Below are 14,518 nucleotides of genomic sequence, written 5' to 3'. Positions count from 1 at the left end.
ATTTTGTTCTAAAGAAGCGTAGCTGGCTCCAAGAGTCAATTCACCTCTCGCAGAATCGGAAATCGGCTGCGGACAGGAGGGCACGGTGAATGGTGAGACCGGCTTGCACAGGCGCCCCGGTGAATGGCCGTTTACCTTAACCATTTACCACCGGAGTTGATTGCAAGCCGTCAATACCCTGTTAACCTTGTTGTCGCGCGTTACTCCGACCTATTAACGCCCTGTTAATCAGCGCAACGGGTGACGCGGCATGCCACCGAGCACGACCAGAGAGGAGAAACCGGACCAGACTCGCGCCAGCGAAGCTGTGGCCGCCCATAACGATGCCCCGGTTTTCTTCGATCCCACGCGCCGGCGCTGGTTCAGTTTCATCGGACTTTCCTTTCTGGCCCTGACGAGCCTTGCTCTCATGGGCACCACTCTGGGCATAGGCATCGTGCAGGCGCCGAACATGAAGGCGGTCACCCTCGCCCAGCCAGACGAAGTGATCCTGGTCACCCCGCTTCAGGACGATGGCTTCCAGATCGCCCAGACCGCTCCCCTTCCCGTGTCGGTTCCAGGGCCCGAGGACGCCGCCGAAAGCGCGCCGATCGAAATCGCCGAAGCTGGGCCCGTTGCACGCCCCCAGACGCAACCTCTCACCCCCGAACAACACGCGGCGCTGCGGGCCATGCCCGAGCCGCAGACGGTGGCGTCGGCCCCCTCTCCAAGCTCTGGGTACCCCGATCCGGTCGCGCGGACGGCCACATCGATCACCACGGCACCACCGCTTCCCCGCCCCCGCCCGGACCTGCCCGTCCAGCCCCAAGCCCCGGCCATGACCGCGGCGCATGACTATGTTGGCGGCATCCATGTGCTCAACGGACGCGCCCGCGGCCAGACGCGGATAGAGACCCTGACCGGCGCCCCGAGCATCCAGATCCTGACGACCGAGACCGATAGCTGGCAGACGCTCGGCGCCACATCCGTCCCGGGCCAGATGTCGGGCGCAGTGGAAGCCGGCCTTGCCGACCACCTGACTGCGCTTATCGGCCATCTGGGCGGGTTGCTGGTTTCTTCCGCGCATGCGCAGGAAGCGCCCGCGGCTCCGGAAACGCTTCCCACCTATGCTTTCCATGTGAACTGGAGCGGGGAAGCGATGTCCTCGCTGCACGAGAACATCCAGAAGATCGATGTCCTTCTGCCCCTTTGGGTCCATATCGCCGACGAGAGCGGGCGGCTGGGTTTCAACGACCCGCTCCAGACCGACGAAGTGCTGTCCCTCATCGATCGAGAACAGGCCGGGATGGAGATCGCCCCGGTCCTGTCGGATATGCAGGACGGGGAAAGCCAGAACCAGCGGCTGGCCAATCTGCTCACCTCCGCGTCCGCCCGCGACATGCTGGCGCGCAACCTTCTCGACTACGTGACCGGCAATGGCTTTCGCGGGATCACGATCGATTTCGGCGGCCTGACCGAGACGCTGGAAGAGGATCACTACGCCTTTCTTGAGACCCTCTCGCAGCTCTTTGGAGAGTCAGGCTTTTCGGTCCATCATGTCCTGCCCTTCTCTGGGGGCATCCTTGCACCCGAACAGGTATCCGAACGGGTGGATTCCATCATCGTGACCGGCATCGACCTGGCGCGGCTCGGTCAATCGGCAGGGCCTCTCGCGCCCCAGCCCTGGTTCGAGCAGCGCTGGAGCGAATGGACGGACGCGGTGGCGCCCGAGAAACTGATCTACAGCTTTTCCAACTCCGCAGTTCTATGGCAGGACGATGCGCCGGCCCGCAGACTGTCGGTTCTCGACGCCTTCAAGCGGGCCGGGCAGAACGATGCGGACGTGGTCTGGGACGCGGCCTCGGGCACTCCCACCTTCTCGATCACAACGGACGCCGGACGCGTCGAGACGGTCTGGATGCTGGACGCGACGACCGCATACAACCAATTGCAGGTGGTGCGGGATTCCGAACTCGCGGGCCTTGCGGTCAACCGGCTCGGCACCGAGGACCCTGCGGTGTGGAACCTGCTGTCCGCGCCCATGTCCGTGCTGCCCGAAACGCTAGAGCCAATCGACTACAGCTACCAGATCACCCGCGTGGGACAGGGCGAGATCACCCGGCTCGTCCACGAACCGCAACCGGGCCAGCGCGAAATCACCACCGCGCCCGAAAGCGGACGCATCACCGATGTCGCCATGACCACCTACCCCCAGGCCTACGAGATCGACCATTGGGGCGGCGGGGACCAACGGCGCGTCGTCCTGACCTTCGACGACGGGCCACACCCGGTCCATACCCCGCAGATCCTCGACATCCTCGCCAAATACGACGTGAAGGCCTCCTTTTTCGCGCTCGGCAGTGCGATGATGCGGCACCCCGAACTGGTCGAGCGGATCGTGGCCGAGGGTCACGAGATCGGCAATCACACCTTCTCCCATGTCAACGTGGCCAATGTCAGCCGGGACATGCTGCGGCTGGACCTCAACGCCACCCAGAGGGTCTTTGAATCGATCACCTCACGGAACATGGCGCTCTTTCGAGCGCCCTATGCGGCTGACGCCAATCCACGCACCCCCTCGGAGGTCGCACCGCTCGCGACGGTCGCCGAGCTGGGTTACCTCACCGTCAACATGAACATCGATCCCTTGGACTGGTGGGCCCCCAACGCCCAGCGGATCTCTTCGGCCGTGCTGCGCGGGGTGCGCTCCGGGCTGGGCAATGTGGTGCTTCTCCATGACGGCGGCGGAGATCGCAGCCAGACGGTCGAGGCGCTGCCGACGATCATCGAGACGATGCTCTCGGAAGGCTACGAGCTGGTTCCGGCCTCCGCGCTGGTGGGCCTTTCACCCGAGCAGGTCATGCCCGAAGCTCCGATCCAGTCGTCGGTCGGTTCCTCGCTGCAGGTCGCGGGATTTTCGACCCTGAGGGTCGGCGAGCAGGTGCTTGGCGCACTGTTCCTCGCGGCCATCGTGCTCGGGGTGAGCCGAGCGCTCCTGCTGATCGTTCTCTCGTGCCTGCGGCGCCCGCGCAGCTTTCTGCCCGCCTCCCAACGCGATCTCAAGGTCGGGGTCGTGGTGCCGGCCTATAACGAAGAAAAAGTCATTCTCAAGACGATTCATTCGCTGCTGGAATCCAACTACGCCAATATGACCATCGTGGTGGTCGACGATGGCTCCCGCGACAACACCTACGAGATCTGCGCCCGGCAATTTGCCGATCATCCGATGGTTTCGGTGTTCAGAAAACCCAATGGCGGCAAGGCAGCAGCGCTCAATTTCGGCTTCGAGAAACTCGACTGCGACGTGGTGGTGGCGCTCGATGCGGACACGGTCTTCCTGCCCGATACCGTGGCGCGTCTGGCCGCCCATTTCCGCGACCCGCGCGTGGCGGCGGTGGCCGGCAATGCCAAGGTGGGCAACCGGAACAATCTGCTCACTCGCTGGCAGGCGGTAGAATACATAACGGCGCAGAATCTGGACCGCAGGGCCTTCGAGATTCTGAACGCGATCACCGTGGTTCCCGGCGCGGTCGGCGCCTGGCGGCGCGATGCGGTCCTTGATGCGGGCGGGTTCACGACCGACACCCTGGCCGAAGATGCGGACCTCACGATCCGTCTGCTGCGCGCGGGATACCGGGTGTCCTACGAGCCGCGGGCGATCGCCCTGACCGAGGCCCCGGAGCGGACGGGACAGTTGTTCCGGCAGCGCTTCCGGTGGATGTTCGGGATGCTGCAGGTGGCCTTCAAGCACCGCAGCGCCATGAAGCTCCGGGATTCCAAAGGCGTGGGGCTGGCCGCCCTGCCCAACATCCTCATTTTCCAGATACTGTTCCCGCTCGTGGCTCCGGTCGCCGACCTGGTCGCCGTCCTCACCCTGGGCGACCTCATCTTCAAGGTCACGACGAACTCGGCCCTGCTGGACATGGAACGCACGCTGTTCGTGCTTGCTCTCTTCAGCGCCTTCATGCTGCTCGACTTCCTGTCCGCCGTGGTCGCGTTCGCGCATGAGCGCCGGGAGAACTGGTGGCTTCTGGCGCTGGTCATTCCCCAGCGCATCTACTACCGGCAGGTGCTCTACCTCGTCGCCATCAAGGCCACGCTGTCCGCAATCAGGGGATCGCTCGTCGGCTGGGGCACGCTTGCGCGGACCGATAGCGTCAAGCTCCCGGGCGTAAGCCGATAGATCAAGACGTGGCCGACGCGACGGCTACCGATCGTTGTTCTGGCCCAGGCCCAGGCGCACCGCGTGCCAGGAGGCCTCGGCCCGCGAGGAAATGCCAAGCTTGCGGTAGATGCTCTTGATGTATCCGGCCACAGTATTCTCGGTGAGCTCGAGCGCCTTGGCCACCTCGCCATTGCGCAAGCCCCGCCCGATCAGCGCCAGAACGTCCTTCTCGCGTGCCGTCAGGTCGACCTCGGGCGCCACGGGTCCGGTGAGCCGGAAATGGTTCATGATCCTGCGGGCAATCGAGGGCGAGAGGGCGGGAATGCCCTCCCCCATCTGGCGAAGCTGGCGCACGAGGACGTCGCGGGGCTGTTCCTTGAGAAGATAACCCTGCGCACCGGCCGACAAGGCCCCGACGATATGAGCGTCATCGCCCATCACGGTCGTCACCACGCAGATCGTCTCGGGCCTGAGAATCCGCAGGTTCCGCAAGACGTCGAGCCCTGTGCCGTCGGGCAGGCCGAGATCGATCAGCGCCACGTCGTAGTCGCGCGCCGCGGCCGCCGCCAGCCCGGCCCTCATACTGGCCGCTTCATGGGTCTGGGCGCCCTCCCCGAAGGCGTCGCGTGCAATGTCCACCAGCCAGCGGCGGGTTTCTGCAATGTCTTCGACGACCAGGATTTGGGTCATTGGGTTTCACCTCCGGCTGTGCCGGGAAACCGGCAGGACACGAGCGTACCTGTAGCACCGCTTGCAATCGCAAACTGCCCGCCGAGCGCTTCCACACGCGTTTGCATGTTGACCAGACCATTGCCCCTGTCCGCGGTCTCGGGGTCAAAGCCCCTGCCGTCATCGGTGATGGATACCGCGACATGACCATGGCGCGCTTCGATGCTCACCTTCACGCTGGCGGCGCCCGCATGACGCAGAACATTCTGGATCGCCTCGCGCACCATCGAACGCAGGGTGTGGGCCGCGCTGATTGAAATCACGATGTCCCCTTCCCCATCCAGGGCCCAGTGCAGGGCAATGTCTGCGGCGTCCAGATGCTCCGATATCTGGGATCGCAGGTCGGCCACCATGTCCTCGAGGCACAGTTCGGGACGCGATGCATTGTTGATGATGCCGCGCAGATCGGTCAGGGTTTCGCGGATCATCACGTCCTTGCGCTCGCTCTCCCGGCTGTGCAGAGCTCCGAGCAACTGCACCCCGATATTGTCGTGAATGTCACGTGCGATCCGTGCGCGTTCCTGTGCGACCCCCTTCTCGTAGGCACGCCGGCTTTCTATGGCGTTGGTCAGCATCGCATTGAGTTCGCCGGCCAGCCCCATGTCACGCGGGCCGAACAGCTTACGTCCCCCATGGGCATAGCCAAGCCGATAGCCGCTAAGACCATCAAAGCCAGGCACCGCCATTGCGATTCCATCTTCGATCAGTTCCAGTTTGCCGATGCCGGCTTGCGGCGCGATCTGTAGCGGCTCGAACACAGCGCGCAGCAAGGCCTCCCATCGCGCATTCTGATCCCTTCCCGGCGGCGTAAGCGCGACATCCACGACCTGCCCGAACAGCACGTCGCGGGGCGGCTCCCGCCGACGAAGGACCCGGCTGGCCAGAGTGTCGCGAAGCGGTAGATAGATCAAGGCCAGGATCACGAGAGACAAAGCAAAGGCGGGGGCCCGTTCATCGACGATGGTCATGACCAGAACCGCGTCGATGACCAGAAGCAGGAGAACGCCACCAACATAGAACAGCGTTCTGAAGGCCCAGTCCTCCAGTTGAAACAGCCGATAACGCGCCACGCCCAGCGCAACGCCGCCATAGATGAGCATGAAAAACAGGAAAGCCACGCCCTGAGGGATAACGGGGGTCATGCCGAAAAGGATGGGCCCGACAGTGGTGGCAACGAAGGCCCCCGTACCGACCAGAACAGACAGCCCCAGCCATTTGAGCGCGGCGCGGGCGCGCGGATCCGCCCTGGTTGCACCAAACTGCAGGGCGACCAGAACGGCGATCGTTGCCATCGCGGCGATCATGGGCAGGTGGGCGCCGAGGAGGGGGCCGGGCGCAAGATGCACGATGCCCGCGACTTGCCAAAGGGCCAGAACGGTCGCTGGAAACAGAGTCCAGATCGGGCCGGCGACCCGACGCGGATAGAGCATGAAAAGCCCGATCGTGCCTGCGGCGAAGACCGCGAGGCCGGCCTGCTTGAGCGCGTGAAGCGCGACGAACCAGTTGCCGTCGATGGCAAGTTCACGGGTGCTGTAGATAGCCGCAGGGAACGCGGCCAGCATCAGCCCCGTCCCGGCAACGGCGAGCAACCGGGTTTCGTAGGTGCTGGCCCGCATCGTCCAAACCCAAACCCCGGTCCAGAAGCCGGCAAGTCCCACCCCGAGCTGCACCCAGAATGCGGCAGGGAGCGAGGTGACCGCCCGCTGGTGCTCAGCCATCACCTCGAAGATTTCGGCGTCGCCGAAGGAGGTCTGCACCTCGAGCCTGACCGAATAGTTTTCCCGGATTATCCATGCAATGGCGCTCTGGCGCGCGAAGAACGCATTGAGGCTCTCGTAGCTGGCGAGGCCTGACGGATCCTCGATGAGATCCTCGGACACCAGCGATACCCGGTTGCCCGCGTCATCGGAGATCGCGGTGAGCATCAGCGGATAAGGCGGAAGGAACTCCGACGGCCCCGCGGGCGCAAAGCCGTTTATCCATACGCTTTCTACGCCCGCATCGAACCAATGATTGTCCGGCGTGCTGCTCAGATGCAGCCCGAGCCAGCGCTGGTCCATCGCGATGCCGATAACAAGCGCAGCCAGCACCACCCCCAGCGCAGCGGCAAGGGAGAGAACGATCGACGGTGCAAAGCGCGCTGCCAAATCCAACGACCTCCTCTCGCGATGCCGGCGCGACAAACCACAAGGGCAGCAAGCCGCAACCAAGCAGACCCTAGGCGCATCACCACGCCGGGTGAGCCCCCCGAACCGGGGGATGTTTGGGCCCGACAGCAGCGTCAGCATTGCGATGGACTTAAGGGAGTGCACGGGATGGCAATTGCAGCGAAAATCTCACTGGCCTGCGCGGCGCTGGCGCTCATCGTGACGCTGGTGCTGGCGGGCGATGCGCTCGTCCAGACGTGGGGCGACAAGACAGTGGATTGCGGTTCGGGTTGCCCGAGCCAGTTCTAGGCCGCCTGCCGGTCCCGTCCCCGGCCAAGGATCGCGTCGCACAGGGCAAGGCTGCCTAACGTGCCGAGCATCTGGGCCGCTAGCAGGCCCCACACCCAGGTCTGGCGGCCGATCTCGGTGGCGATCGTCGATCCTGAGAGGAGCGCCATAACTCCCCAGAGCACGACGGCGCATATCAGCGGCGCCACGAAGCGTGCCCTGCCGCTCCGGTGATGGGTGATCGCGGCCACCGTGCCGACGACGAGCGCGGGCCAAATGCCCAACATATAGGCAATGGGAAGACCGAAGACCGGACCGACCAGGAGGCCCGCGGACACGATCACTCGCAAATCCTGCCCGGTCGGGTTGTGCAACTCGACCGCAAGGGACACTGCGGTGATGATGGCCCAGACCCCGAAGAGGCCGAGCAGCGGCCCGAGAAGGGCAAACCGTGATGATCAGCACAGCAGAGGCCCAACCCGGCCGTGCCTGCGTCTGTTCGTGTCCCATAGTGCACCCCCGATCGTTTGCCAGGAGAGTGACAGGGACACATGAGAGCATCAGCCCCCGGAACGGGGGACTGTACCGCGGGTCAGGGAACGAATTTAAGCCCTTCGGAGATCTTGAGCAAATCTTCGCGGGCCGCCGGCGCGGCAGCGAAGACTTCATCGCCCTTGTGCAGATCGCCATGGGCCGCGAAATCGTTCACATAGCCACCGGCCTCCTCCACGATCAGGAGCGCGGCAAGGCAGTCCCAGGCGTTGATGTGGGATTCGTAATAGCCGGCCAGCTTGCCGGCGCCCACATAGGCGAGCATCAGAGCGCCGGAGCCATTGCGGTAGAACATGCCGCCAATGCCGATCAGCCGTTCCGCAAAGGTGGTGATCAGCGAAATGGGCAAGCGGTAATTGGCGCCCATGCCCGTCAATCCGTTGCGCAGCGACAGGTCGGGGTCCATCGCCAGCTTGCGCTCGTTGAGCCACGCCCCCTCCCCGCGCAGCGCGTGGTAGAGATCGTCCTGGCACGGAACGAAGATGGCACTGGCGACGGTGCGGGTCTCGTCGCGCACCGCAATGGAGACACACCAGTCCGGCAAACCGGCAACGAAGGGGCTGGTGCCGTCAATGGGATCGACGACCCAAGTATACCCGGACCGCGAAGGCACGTCGTCATGCTCCTCTCCGATCAAGCCGTCCTCGGGGAATGCGGCAAAGACGCGCTCGCGGATCAGCGTTTCCACATTCTTGTCTGCAATCGAAACCACGTCCTGCGCGTTCGCCTTGTTCTCGATGACGAGGGTGTCGCGGCGGTGGAAATAGTCCAGCGCCAGCGCACCGGCCTCCCGTGAGATAGAAACTGCGAGGTCATGCCTGGCGTTGTGATCTGATGGCGACACGTGAAGACTTCCTGATTGGCAAACTGGAACCGGGGCGGCGGGCCTGTCACCCGATGGGGGGCGAGCGCCTCATAGCAGAGAACCTGCCTGGGCGCGAACCTCCTCGGCGCGGGGGGGATTTGCCCCGTCCCGGCTGCAGGTGATCGCCGCCGCGGTGGCAGCGAACCGCCCGGCCCGCTCGAGTTCGTCACGACCGATGGACTCGAGCCACGATTTCCCGAGCAGGCCCATCTGATCGAGGGCATGGAGCAGCGCGCCATGGAAGCTGTCGCCCGCACCGATCGTGTCGCGCACCTCGCAAGGTGCGGCCATGATCTCTACATGCCCTGCCCGGCACCATATGATCGCGCCATCGGCACCGCGCGTGAGCGCGACGATGCTCGCGCCATTGCTCATGCAGTCTTCCGCGAACTGGTCTGGCGAGAGGCCTGGGTGGAGATAGGCCAGGTCTTCGTCGGAAAGCTTGACGATATCGCAGCACGCCATCATCGCGCCGATCCGCGCGCGATAATCATCCTCATCGACGACGAGGGAAGGTCGGCAATTGGGATCGAGCGAGATCACGGCGCCCGATCGCGTTGCAGCGATCAGGGCCATGGCCTGAGTAAACGCGCCCGGATCGATGAGTGCGATCGATCCCACATGCACTGCGGTCGGCAACTGGCTCCCGAGGGCCTCGGGATTGAACAACCAGTTCCGCATGGCGCTGTTCTCGTCGAAAAAGGCATAGCGCGACTTGCCCTCCTTGATCTGCGCGAAGGCCAGCGTCGTGCCGGCGGCCTGCCGCGTGACGAAGCGGACGTCGACCCCAGAGGCCGAAAGGTGCGTGAGGATCATGTCCCCGAAGAAATCGGCAGAGACGCCTCCCATGAACCCGACGGAGCTGCCCAGACGCCCGATCGCAACGGCAAAGTTGAGAACCGACCCGCCGGGATAGGGCTCGTAAACGGTATGCCCCTCGCTATCGCGCGTCACGAAATCGATTAGCGAATCTCCGCATGCAAGGATCATGCGCAACCTCCCCTTTGCGTCGCCATAGCGTACGGATGGCCTCACGGTCACCACCTACCAGTGAGCAACATTTGCTTATTCGGTTTGACAAATGTTGCAGCGTTTGACAAGGATTTTCAGAAATGCGCCGCAGGAGGATGCCATGCCCAAAACACTCGCAGTCGATCCCGAGAAGACAATGCAGCGGGGCGAAGTCGCCTTTGCGAGAGTCCCGGTCCATGCCTACGACACGCCTTTTGCCGACGAACGGCGCGCTTACGGCGACGAGGGCCTGCGCGCGGCGCTCCGGCACATGATCGTCATCCGCGAGTTCGAGACGATGCTGGGCACCTTCAAGGCGACTGGCGCCTATGAGGGCATCGCGTACACCTATAAGGGCCCGGCTCACCTCTCGCTCGGGCAGGAGGGCGCAGCAGTAGGGGCCGCCCTCGCGCTTGAACCGGACGATCACATTTTCGGCTCGCACCGCAGCCATGGCGAATTTCTCGCCAAGGGCCTGTCGGCCATCGACAAGATGGACGCTTCGCGGCTCGAGACGATCATGGACGAGCACAAGGGTGGCGCGCTCAAGCGGCTGGTCTCGGAACACGTCGGCGGCACGGGAAAGACGCTGGCCGAGAACTTCCTGCTGTTCGGTCTGCTGGCCGAAATCTTCATGCGCGAAAGCGGCTTCAATGGCGGCATGGGCGGCTCGATGCATGCCTTTTTCCCGCCCTTCGGGACCTATCCTAACAATGCGATCGTCGGCGCGTCGGCTGGTATCGCCACGGGGGCGGCGCTCCGTAAGAAACTCGCGGGCAATGGCGGAATCTGCGTCGCCAATGCCGGGGACGGTTCCACCGGGTGCGGGCCGGTCTGGGAGGCGATGAATTTTGCGGCCATGGCGCAGTACGACACGCTCTGGGACGACGCGGTAAAGGGTGGCCTGCCGGTCCTCTTTTTCTTCAATAACAATTTCTACGCGATGGGTGGCCAGACGAGCGGCGAAACCATGGGCTGGGAGCGCCTCTCCCGGATCGGGGCGGCGGTCAATCCCGCTTCGATGCATGCAGAGACGGTCGACGGCTCCAACCCGCTCGCGGTGGCCGATGCTGTACACCGCAAGCGAGCGCTTCTGCTCGAGGGCAAGGGCCCGGCCCTGCTAGACGTGGAATGCTACCGGATTTCCGGCCACTCCACGACCGATGCCAATGTCTACCGCACCCGCCAGGAACTCAAGGCCTGGGAGCGGTTCGATCCGATCTCGCGGTTCGGCACCCAGCTCGTCGAGGCCGGTGTGCTGGGCCAGGATGACGTCGAGCAGATGCGCGAAGAGGTTCGCCGCGCGATCACGGCCGTCACGCGCGCCGTAGTCGACCCCGAGATCGCACCGGTCATCGACATACCGGCCGATCCCACGGCGATCGGCAAGCTCATGTTCTCCAACACCGAGATCGATCTGCCTGAAGGCCAGGCACCGCTCCTCAAGCAACCCGAGGAATCCGCGCCCATCAGGCAAATTGCCCGCAAGGCAAGGACCGGCAAGGGCGAGGACGGCGAAGCGCTGTCTCCCATGCGGGCCGTGACGGTGCGCGATGGCCTCTTTGAGTCAGTGCTCGCTCATATGACCTGTGACGAACGGCTCGTGGCCTATGGCGAGGAATGCAGGGAATGGGGTGGCGCGTTCGGGGTCTATCGCGGCCTGTCCGACATCATGCCCTATCATCGGCTGTTCAACTCTCCGATTTCCGAAGCGGCGATCGTGGCCACGGCCGTGGGCTATGCGCTTGAAGGCGGGCGGGCGCTCGTGGAGTTGATGTATGGAGACTTCATCGGCCGCGCCGGCGACGAAATCTTCAACCAGATGGCCAAGTGGCAATCCATGTCGGCTGGCGAATTGCAGGTGCCGGTCGTCCTGCGTTGCTCGGTGGGCAGCAAGTACGGCGCCCAGCATTCCCAGGACTGGAGTGCGCTGATCTCGCACATGCCCGGCCTCAAGGTCCTCTATCCGGCCACCCCCTATGATGCCAAGGGGCTGATGGCCTCCGCGCTCGCAAGCAATGACCCGGTGGTCATGTTCGAGAGCCAGCGGCTCTACGATACGGTCGAACAGTTCCGCACCGACGGTGTCCCAGAGGACTATTACCGCATCCCCATGGGCGAGCCCGACATCAAGCGGCAAGGCAAGGACGTTACCGTTCTCACCATCGGCCCGGCGCTCTACACAGCCATCAAGGCGGCGGACACGCTCGAGGAAACCGCGAACCTTTCGTGCGAGGTCATCGACGTCCGCTCACTGGTGCCGTTCAACTACGAGAAGGTCCTGGAATCGGTCAAAAAGACCGGACATCTGCTGATCGTGACCGAGGCCTCCGAGCGCGGCAGCTTCGCGATGACGCTTTCAGCCAATGTCGCCCGGTTCGCCTTTGCCGACCTCAAGGCCGCACCGCGGGTTCTGGGCTCGCCGAACTGGATCGTGCCGGGCGCGGAAATGGAGCAGACCTACTTCCCTCAGCCCGCCGACATCATAGACATCGTGACCGGCGAGTTCTATCCCGAGCGCAGGTCCAACCGGCTCGGCATCCGAAACTGGGACGATATCGAACTCTCGAAACTGGGCATCTAATGCCTGTCCTGTCCTGATATGAACAAGAGCTCTACATCTTTTGATCTGTCGCACTTCCGACCCGGAATAGCCCTCAAGGAGGAGTCCCCGCATGAGCACGCCGATACTGGTGCCACAACTCGGCAATGAAATCACCGAAGCCGAAGTCACCGAATGGCTCAAATCGCCTGGCGATGCCATTGAACAGGGAGAGCTGATCGCCGTGATCACCACGACCAAGATGAGCATGGAAATCGAGGCTCCCGCCTCCGGCACACTGGGGGCGATCGTTGTGCCAGAGGGCGAGCTGGCTGAAGTCGGCGCGACCCTCGCGACCATCGAATAGGCTTGAAGGCAAGTTGATGAGCCAGCCCTCGGCGCTGCTGCACAGGCTGGGCGGCGACCTGTCCGCCCGCCCGGTCCTTTTCATCCACGGCTTCGGCGCAGACCGCTTCGGCTGGGCTGCAAATGCTCCCGCGCTGTTTGAGACCGCCAATGTCTTTGCGCTCGATCTGCCCGGTCACGGTGCGGCCCCGTCAGAGGTCGGCACCGGCGCGATCGCCGATTTGGTCGAGGCCGCCTACGAAGCTCTCGATCCGGCCATCGAGGGCTCGTGGCTTTTGGTTGGCCATTCGCTGGGCGGGGCCGTCACGCTCGGACTGGCAGCGCGCGTGCCGGACCGCGTCGGCTCGGTCGTGGCGATTGCTCCGGCCGGATATGGCACCGGTATAGACGAGAAATTCGTGGACTGCCTGCCCCGGCTCGAGAGCGAGGATGAGACCGAAGCTCTTCTCCAGACCCTTGTCTCCCGTCCGCGGCTCATCAACCGTCAAATGGCAGCCCATGTGCTCAACGGTCTCGAGACACCCGGGCGGCGTGAGGCCCTCTCGCGCATCGGCGATCAACTCAAGACCTTGCGAGCCCCGGCCCTTCCTGACTGCCCCGTTCTCTGGATCTGGGGGACGGACGATTCCATCAATCCGCCCTCGTCCGACTTCGCCGCGCGTTCGGGCGACAGTTACGAGCTGATCGAGGGTGCGCGGCACATGCCGCATGTGGAATATGCGAGCAAGGTCAACCGGCTGCTGGTGTCAGCCGCTGGCTCCGACTAGAGCGTTTTCAGAAAAAGTGGAATCACTTTTCCGGTTCGGAAACGCGATAAATCAAAGACTTAGAGCTCCCGTTCTGATTCAGTCAGAGCAGGATGTGCTCTAGGCCGAGGACGGGAGTACAGAACCCAATGGCTAGCATTCGTCCCGAGCCGGACCGGAAGTCGTCGCGGGCCGGTTCGCTGCGTCTGAGGGCCGCCTGGCTCTATTTCAACCAGAAGCTGACCCAGGTGGAGGTTGCCGAGCGGCTGGGTGTCTCCCGTGCAACCGTCATGCGCATGCTCGATGAGGCGCAGCGCCGTAATGAGGTTCGCGTCTGGGTCAGTGAAGGCATCGACGAGTGCATCGGACTGGCCATCGCGCTCGAAGAAGCCTTCGGGCTGGACGAGGCGATAGTGGTTCCCGCAAGCGTCGACCCGATGGGTGCGCATGTGCCGGTGGGCGCTGCGCTGGGGCGCTTCCTCTCGGAAACCCTGACAGACGAGATGACCGTGGGGGTGGGTTGGGGCCGGACCCTGACCGCATCTCTCGACACCTTCGTTCCGACGCGACGGCCCGATGTGCGCGTGGTGTCGCTGCTTGGCGGACTGATCCATCCCACCCACCTCAATCCCGTCGAATATTCCTGGCGGCTTGCCAGCCTGATGGACGCGGAGTGTTATCTGTTTCTCGCGCCGCTGATCGTGGATTCAACCGAAACCAAGGCGACCCTGTTCGAAAAGTGCGGGCTCGACAAACTGCTGGATATGGCCGGGCGGCTCGATCTGGCGGTGGTCAGTTGCGGCAACGTCCTGATCGAGGGCGCCTCGCTCGGCCGGGACTTTATCGACCCCGATGATCTCGATGCGCTGGTCGATGCCGGATGCATCTGCGACGTGATGTGCAATTTCCTCGATGCGGACGGGCGGTCGGTGGACCATCCGATCAATGCGCGGGTCATGTCGATCGATCTCGATACGGTGGCAAAGGCCAGGCATGTGGTGCTCGCAACTGGCGGGGCCGACCGCGCCCGGGCGATCCTGGCGTCCATGAAGCGGATGCATGTCGGCACGCTGATCACCGACGAGAGCGCAGCCAAAGCGATCCTCGAGATCGCAGGCGCCTGAAGCC

The 14,518-nt window shown here is 63.8% G+C and carries 11 protein-coding genes; 6 read left to right on the top strand and 5 right to left on the bottom strand.

Annotated elements, in window-relative coordinates; genetic code table 11:
* The first annotated feature begins 250 nt into the window (after positions 1-250).
* Positions 251-4,162, top strand: coding sequence for a trifunctional glycoside hydrolase family 18/polysaccharide deacetylase/glycosyltransferase family 2 protein (locus EO136_RS17060; RefSeq protein ID WP_127145596.1), 3,912 nt, complete (start codon positions 251-253; stop codon positions 4,160-4,162).
* A 24-nt stretch (positions 4,163-4,186) separates the two neighbouring features.
* Here the strand turns inward: EO136_RS17060 and EO136_RS17055 are convergent, their stop codons facing one another.
* Together EO136_RS17055 and EO136_RS17050 are read right to left on the bottom strand one after the other, a co-directional pair.
* A complete protein-coding gene (locus tag EO136_RS17055; protein WP_127145595.1) occupies positions 4,187-4,834 on the bottom strand; it encodes a response regulator transcription factor in 648 nt (215 codons plus the stop codon).
* Positions 4,831-7,020: a sensor histidine kinase gene (locus EO136_RS17050; protein ID WP_164730663.1), complete on the bottom strand. Its 2,190-nt coding sequence runs from the start codon at positions 7,018-7,020 to the stop codon at positions 4,831-4,833. Before EO136_RS17050 ends, EO136_RS17055 begins: the two co-directional genes overlap by 4 nt.
* A 168-nt stretch (positions 7,021-7,188) precedes the next feature.
* On the opposite strand from EO136_RS17050, the gene EO136_RS18675 reads away from it, so the two are divergent.
* Positions 7,189-7,329 (top strand): hypothetical protein, encoded by a 141-nt coding sequence (locus tag EO136_RS18675; RefSeq protein ID WP_164730662.1) that lies wholly within the window; start codon positions 7,189-7,191, stop codon positions 7,327-7,329.
* Here EO136_RS18675 and EO136_RS17045 read toward each other — a convergent pair.
* The 3 genes from EO136_RS17045 to EO136_RS17035 all read right to left on the bottom strand — a co-directional run bounded on the left by EO136_RS17045 (position 7,326) and on the right by EO136_RS17035 (position 9,715).
* Positions 7,326-7,646: a hypothetical protein gene (locus EO136_RS17045; RefSeq protein ID WP_127145593.1), complete on the bottom strand. Its 321-nt coding sequence runs from the start codon at positions 7,644-7,646 to the stop codon at positions 7,326-7,328. The two genes, EO136_RS18675 and EO136_RS17045, sit on opposite strands and share 4 nt — an antisense overlap.
* 254 nt (positions 7,647-7,900) lie before the next feature.
* Positions 7,901-8,704 carry an inositol monophosphatase family protein gene (locus EO136_RS17040; protein WP_127145592.1) on the bottom strand — a complete coding sequence of 268 codons (804 nt, stop codon included), beginning with the start codon at positions 8,702-8,704 and terminating at the stop codon, positions 7,901-7,903.
* Between the two features lie 69 nt (positions 8,705-8,773).
* Positions 8,774-9,715, bottom strand: a complete 942-nt coding sequence (locus EO136_RS17035) for a carbohydrate kinase family protein (protein ID WP_127145591.1) — start codon at positions 9,713-9,715, stop codon at positions 8,774-8,776.
* 142 nt (positions 9,716-9,857) lie between these two features.
* Between EO136_RS17035 and EO136_RS17030 the strand changes: the two genes are divergently transcribed.
* The 4 genes from EO136_RS17030 to EO136_RS17015 all read left to right on the top strand — a co-directional run bounded on the left by EO136_RS17030 (position 9,858) and on the right by EO136_RS17015 (position 14,514).
* On the top strand, positions 9,858-12,320 hold the full coding sequence (locus tag EO136_RS17030; RefSeq protein ID WP_127145590.1) for an alpha-ketoacid dehydrogenase subunit alpha/beta: 2,463 nt from the start codon (positions 9,858-9,860) through the stop codon (positions 12,318-12,320).
* 91 nt (positions 12,321-12,411) lie between these two features.
* A complete protein-coding gene (locus EO136_RS17025; RefSeq protein WP_127145589.1) occupies positions 12,412-12,645 on the top strand; it encodes a biotin/lipoyl-containing protein in 234 nt (77 codons plus the stop codon).
* A gap of 16 nt (positions 12,646-12,661) precedes the next feature.
* Positions 12,662-13,411: an alpha/beta fold hydrolase gene (locus tag EO136_RS17020; protein WP_127145588.1), complete on the top strand. Its 750-nt coding sequence runs from the start codon at positions 12,662-12,664 to the stop codon at positions 13,409-13,411.
* 128 nt (positions 13,412-13,539) lie between these two features.
* Entirely contained in the window at positions 13,540-14,514 is a 975-nt protein-coding gene (locus EO136_RS17015; RefSeq protein WP_127145587.1) for a sugar-binding transcriptional regulator, read from the top strand.
* The last annotated feature ends 4 nt before the right edge of the window (positions 14,515-14,518 follow it).

Origin of the sequence: Pelagibacterium montanilacus, from assembly GCF_003992665.1 — a bacterium.
GTDB lineage: Bacteria > Pseudomonadota > Alphaproteobacteria > Rhizobiales > Devosiaceae > Pelagibacterium > Pelagibacterium montanilacus.
The sequence above is the reverse complement of the archived record's forward strand: the minus strand, read 5'-3'. Positions and strand labels throughout refer to the sequence as shown.